Here is a 4,361-nt window from a genome sequence, read left to right as displayed (position 1 = left end):
AGCCGCTCCCACAAGGTCCGCGTTGAGCATGGCAGAGATGTGTAGATACCCATGCGCATCGCGGGCAAGCCAGGCTCCTACATTTTTTGCAACGTGCCATGGCCTGTGGGTTTTTGGGTTGTCTGTAGCACACTAATCCGCCCCTTCGAAAATAAATGAAACTCCCCGCTTCGCCCGTCACTCCACTGCTTGTCGATTCCGACATCCCTTCAAGGAGAAATCCCATGAGTGGCACCAAAGACAAAGTCAAAGGCATGGCCAACGAAGCGGTCGGCAACATCAAGCAAGGCGTGGGCAAGGCCACCGGTAACGACAAAATGCGCGCCGAAGGCAAGGCCCAGGAGATCAAGGGCGAAGCCCAGCAAGCCGTGGGCAAGGTCAAGGATGCCGTGAAGAAGCCTTGACCGGCCTGCGGGCCAGACGAAGACGGCCATCCGCGGATGGCCGTTTTTTTTGCCGTCGGGAGGGAATCGCGACCTGGCCAGCGGGGTCTATTAGACTGTTTTGTAACTCTTCCCCCAGCGACCCGGGAATATGAGCTTCTGGCAGCGCAAGGAGACGCCAATGACCTTTACCCATCTACGCGGTATTCCCGTACACCGCGTACTGGTGCGCACCGTCAAGGAATTCCTCGACGACGAGATGTCCACCTACGCCTCGGCACTGGCCTACCAGATGCTTTTTTCGCTGTTCCCCTTCCTGCTGTTCCTGATCGCCCTGATCGGTTTCCTCCACCTGCCGGACTTCTTCTCCTGGCTGCGCCTGCAATCCGAACTGGTCCTGCCGCCCCAGGCCCTGGAACAGGTCAATCCGGTGATCGACCAGCTCCAGCAATCCAAGGGCGGTCTGCTCTCGGTGGGTATCGTCATCGCCCTGTGGACCGCGTCGGCCGGCGTGCGCCTGATGATGAGCGCGATGAACGCGGCCTACGACGTGATCGAAGGGCGGCCGGTGTGGAAGCGCATTCCGCTATCGATCTTCTACACCGTGGGCATCGCCGGCATGCTCCTGGCCGCTGCCGCGCTGATGGTGCTCGGGCCGCAGGTGATGAGCTGGGTGGCCTCGCAGGTGGGCATGGAGGAGTTCATCGTCACCGTATGGACGGTGCTGCGCTGGCCGGCCATCGTGATCCTGATGATGGTGGCGGTGGCGCTGATCTACTACGTGATGCCCGATGTGAAGCAGGAGTTTCGCTTCATCACGCCGGGCTCGGTGCTGGCCGTGGTGGTGTGGATCATCGCGTCGCTCGGCTTCGGCTACTACGTGAAGACCTTTGCCGACTACAACGCCATGTACGGCAGCATCGGGGCGATCATCGTCCTGCTCCTGTACTTCTACATTTCCGCGGCGGTGCTGCTGCTCGGCGCGGAAATGAACGCGGTGATCGAGCATATGTCGCAGGAGGGCAAGGATCCCGGGGAAAAAGAACCCGGCGATGGCGCCCCGGAACGTGCTACAAACCAGGTTTCCGGGCTGGGCCGCGATCACGCCCCGGCGACCGGACCCGAACCTGTGAGCCGGACCACCCATGATTCGTGAAATCCTCAAGATGGGCGACGAGCGCCTGCTGCGCATCGCCCCGCCGGTACCCCGACACCTGTTCGGCAGCGCCGAACTGCAGCAACTGATCGACGACATGTTCGAGACCATGCGCCATGTCGGTGGCGTCGGCCTGGCCGCGCCGCAGATCGGCGTCGACCTGCAACTGGTGATCTTCGGCTTCGAGCGCAGCGAGCGCTACCCGGATGCCGAGCCGGTGCCGCAGACCATTCTGCTCAATCCGCTGATCACGCCGATCGGTACCGAGCTGGAGGAGGGTTGGGAAGGCTGCCTGTCGGTGCCCGGCCTGCGTGGCGTGGTGAGTCGCTACAAGAGTATTTTCTACGAGGGCGTCGACCCCCAGGGGCAGCCGATCCGGCGCACCGCCGACGGTTTCCACGCACGGGTGGTGCAGCATGAATGCGATCACCTGATCGGCCGCCTGTATCCATCGCGGATCCACGATTTCAGCCGCTTCGGCTACACCGAGGTGCTGTTCCCCGGGCTGGATCCTGCTGCCGACGACTGATCGCGGCGCATCGCCAGCAGCGGCTTGCTGCGGCGGTAGCGGGCCAGGCGATCGGCGAGGGTCTGGGGCAGGTCCTCGTTAACCGTGAAGTTCAATCCTTCGTAGAACCCTTGCAGGTCCGGGTGGCAGAACAGCCAGGTCAGCCGACCGCCGCAGGCTGTGTCGATCAGCAAGCGTGCCAGGCCTTGCCGGCGCCGCTCGGAGGCGACCAGCAGGCCGGTCAGCCAGTGTCCGTCCGCGACCGGCGTCAGGTTCAGGCCGGCGACGATCTCCCCGGCACGCACCACCCAGGCCTCGCCGGCATCGCTGGTGCGCATGGCCGAACCCTGGGCTTTATAGAACTTGTTCAATAGCGGCCATTCGAGGCGGCTCAGTGGCGTGCACTGGATCGGCGGCTTGTCGGACATGGGCGATGGCTCTGGGGCGGGTGTTTGCGGCGTTTCCCGAGAGGTAAGGATTGGCCTGGATTGTTGCAGTATCTGTAACAGTGAATGTCAGTCTTGATGATTCACGGAAGTTAGCAGATCAGTAAACTAAGCGCATCCCCCATGAACAAGTTCCAACGGGATCGGTACTTCGTGTCATGTTCAATCATTGATATGACAACTTCTCCGCGCCATTCCGGCATATGAAGTCAATCTGTTGGTTCGATTGCTTTAAAGGCCATTAATCATGAAAGCATTAGTTGCAGCCGCATTGCTTGCCGTCTCTTCGTTCGCCCTTGCCGACCAGGCCGTACAGCCGCAAGTCGAGCAGTACAGCTACGGCACCAAGCTGGATATCGCCAAGGTCATCAGCCTGTCGAAAGTTGCCAATGTCTGTGAAGTTGTTCCGGCCACCATGGTCTATGAAGACCATCAAGGCCAGCGTCACACGGTTGAATATCGGGTGATGGGTGATGGTTGCAGCCAGGGTTGATAGTTATACCCGGCTGATAGAAAGCCCCGCAGGTTGCGGGGCTTTTTTATGCCTGTAAGTTTTGTTTCGAATAACTTGATTGATGTGATTAAGGTAATGAATAAGTTTCAGGCGTGTTCCCGTTGCAGTAGTTGCTGCTTGCGTTCCACGCCCCAGCGATAGCCGGACAGGTTGCCGTCGCTGCGTACCACCCGATGGCAGGGGACCGCCACGGCGATGCTGTTGGCCGCACAGGCCTGGGCTACCGCACGCACGGCCTTCGGCGCACCGATGCGCTCGGCGATTTGCGCGTAGCTGGCGGTGCTGCCCGCCGGGATTTCCCGCAATGCCTGCCAGACCCGTTCCTGGAAGGCTGTGCCTTGCAGGTCCAGGGGCAGGTCGAGGCCGATGGCCGGGGCCTCGACGAAACCCACCACCTTGGCTACCAGTTGCTCGAAGTCCGCATCGGCGCCGATCAGGTTGGCCTTGGGGAATTTGTCCTGCAGGTCCTGCAGCAGCGCTTGCGGATCGTCGCCCAGCAGAATCGCGCAGATACCTCGCGGGCTTTGTGCAATCAGGATCGCCCCCAGCGAGCACTGGGCGATGGCGAAGTGGATATCGGTATTGGCCCCGCCGTTGCGCCAGGCCCCCGGGGTCATGCCCAGGCGCGCGTTGCTCGACTCGTAGAAGCGGCTATTGGAATTGAAACCGGCTTCGTAGACGGCTTCGGTGATGGAGTCGGCGCGCTGCAACTGGTCGCGCAGGCGGCGCGCGCGGTGGGCACTGGCGTATGCCTTGGGGGTCAGGCCGGTGGCGCGTTTGAACACTCGGTGGAAGTGGTACGGGCTCATGTTCACCTGTTCCGCCAGCTGGTTCAGGCTTGGCTCGACTTCGGCGTTCTCGATCAGCTTGCAGGCCCGGGTTACCTGGTCGGCGTGCTGGCGGGCCAGCTCGCCCTGGTCGCCGCCGCGGCGCTTGCTTGGGCGATAGCCGGCGGCCTCGGCTTCGGCCGGGGTATCGAAGAACTCCACGTTCTCGATGTTGGGCCGGCGCGCCGAGCTGGACGGCGGGCAGTACACGCCGGTGGTGCGCACGCCGTAGACGAAGGTGCCGTCGGCGGAGGCATCGCGGGCGAGCAGGGCCTGCCAGCGGGGGTCGGATTCATTGATGGTGCGGGGCATGGGCTTGTCTCCAAGGGGTGCGGCAACAAGATTTGTGTTATGGCTGCGGACCTCATCGCCGGCAAGCCGGCTCCCACAATGTCCGCGGCGCTGGCTTGCGAGCGATGAGCATGGGTATCTACATACCTTCCGGTTTACCCAGACTACCCATGCGACGCGGTCCAGGTAGGAGCTGCTTTAGCTGCGATGGACCGCGCCAGCGGTCCCAAAACCAT

Annotated in this window: 6 protein-coding genes; 4 read left to right on the top strand and 2 right to left on the bottom strand. The window is 62.0% G+C overall.

All coding sequences use genetic code 11. The features are described from left to right. Positions 1 to 224 precede the first annotated feature (224 nt). The 3 genes from ACODSK_RS32440 to def all read left to right on the top strand — a co-directional run bounded on the left by ACODSK_RS32440 (position 225) and on the right by def (position 2,068). A complete protein-coding gene (locus tag ACODSK_RS32440; RefSeq protein ID WP_489022226.1) occupies positions 225 to 404 on the top strand; it encodes a CsbD family protein in 180 nt (59 codons plus the stop codon). Positions 405 to 564: 160 nt separating this feature from the next. Next, the gene (locus tag ACODSK_RS32435; protein WP_489022224.1) at positions 565 to 1,539 is read left to right on the top strand and encodes a YihY/virulence factor BrkB family protein; all 975 of its coding nucleotides are present in this window, start codon (positions 565 to 567) and stop codon (positions 1,537 to 1,539) included. Beyond that, on the top strand, positions 1,529 to 2,068 hold the full coding sequence (def, locus tag ACODSK_RS32430) for a peptide deformylase (protein WP_489022223.1): 540 nt from the start codon (positions 1,529 to 1,531) through the stop codon (positions 2,066 to 2,068). The genes ACODSK_RS32435 and def overlap by 11 nt, the downstream gene beginning before the upstream one ends. Here the strand turns inward: def and ACODSK_RS32425 are convergent. Beyond that, positions 2,020 to 2,475 carry a GNAT family N-acetyltransferase gene (locus ACODSK_RS32425; RefSeq protein ID WP_489022221.1) on the bottom strand — a complete coding sequence of 152 codons (456 nt, stop codon included), beginning with the start codon at positions 2,473 to 2,475 and terminating at the stop codon, positions 2,020 to 2,022. The two genes, def and ACODSK_RS32425, sit on opposite strands and share 49 nt — an antisense overlap. 265 nt (positions 2,476 to 2,740) lie before the next feature. Here ACODSK_RS32425 and ACODSK_RS32420 point away from each other — a divergent pair, with 265 nt between their 5' ends. Then, positions 2,741 to 2,986 carry a DUF2790 domain-containing protein gene (locus tag ACODSK_RS32420; RefSeq protein WP_489022219.1) on the top strand — a complete coding sequence of 82 codons (246 nt, stop codon included), beginning with the start codon at positions 2,741 to 2,743 and terminating at the stop codon, positions 2,984 to 2,986. 107 nt (positions 2,987 to 3,093) lie between these two features. On the opposite strand, the gene ada is transcribed toward ACODSK_RS32420, so the two are convergent. Beyond that, entirely contained in the window at positions 3,094 to 4,146 is a 1,053-nt protein-coding gene (gene ada / locus ACODSK_RS32415; protein ID WP_489022217.1) for a bifunctional DNA-binding transcriptional regulator/O6-methylguanine-DNA methyltransferase Ada, read from the bottom strand. Between the last annotated feature and the right edge of the window lie 215 nt (positions 4,147 to 4,361).

This window comes from Pseudomonas sp. FG98 (assembly GCF_057808595.1).
Note: the sequence above shows the minus strand (reverse complement) of the source record. Positions and strands in the feature narration are given on the sequence as shown.

Excerpts from the sequence above, each read along its gene's own strand:
- ACODSK_RS32420 (WP_489022219.1), top strand. The coding sequence starts at position 2,741 with ATGAAAGCATTAGTTGCAGCCGCATTGCTTGCCGTCTCTTCGTTCGCC.
- def (WP_489022223.1), top strand. The coding sequence starts at position 1,529 with ATGATTCGTGAAATCCTCAAGATGGGCGACGAGCGCCTGCTGCGCATC.
- ACODSK_RS32435 (WP_489022224.1), top strand. The coding sequence starts at position 565 with ATGACCTTTACCCATCTACGCGGTATTCCCGTACACCGCGTACTGGTG.
- ada (WP_489022217.1), bottom strand. The coding sequence starts at position 4,146 with ATGCCCCGCACCATCAATGAATCCGACCCCCGCTGGCAGGCCCTGCTC.
- ACODSK_RS32440 (WP_489022226.1), top strand. The coding sequence starts at position 225 with ATGAGTGGCACCAAAGACAAAGTCAAAGGCATGGCCAACGAAGCGGTC.
- ACODSK_RS32425 (WP_489022221.1), bottom strand. The coding sequence starts at position 2,475 with ATGTCCGACAAGCCGCCGATCCAGTGCACGCCACTGAGCCGCCTCGAA.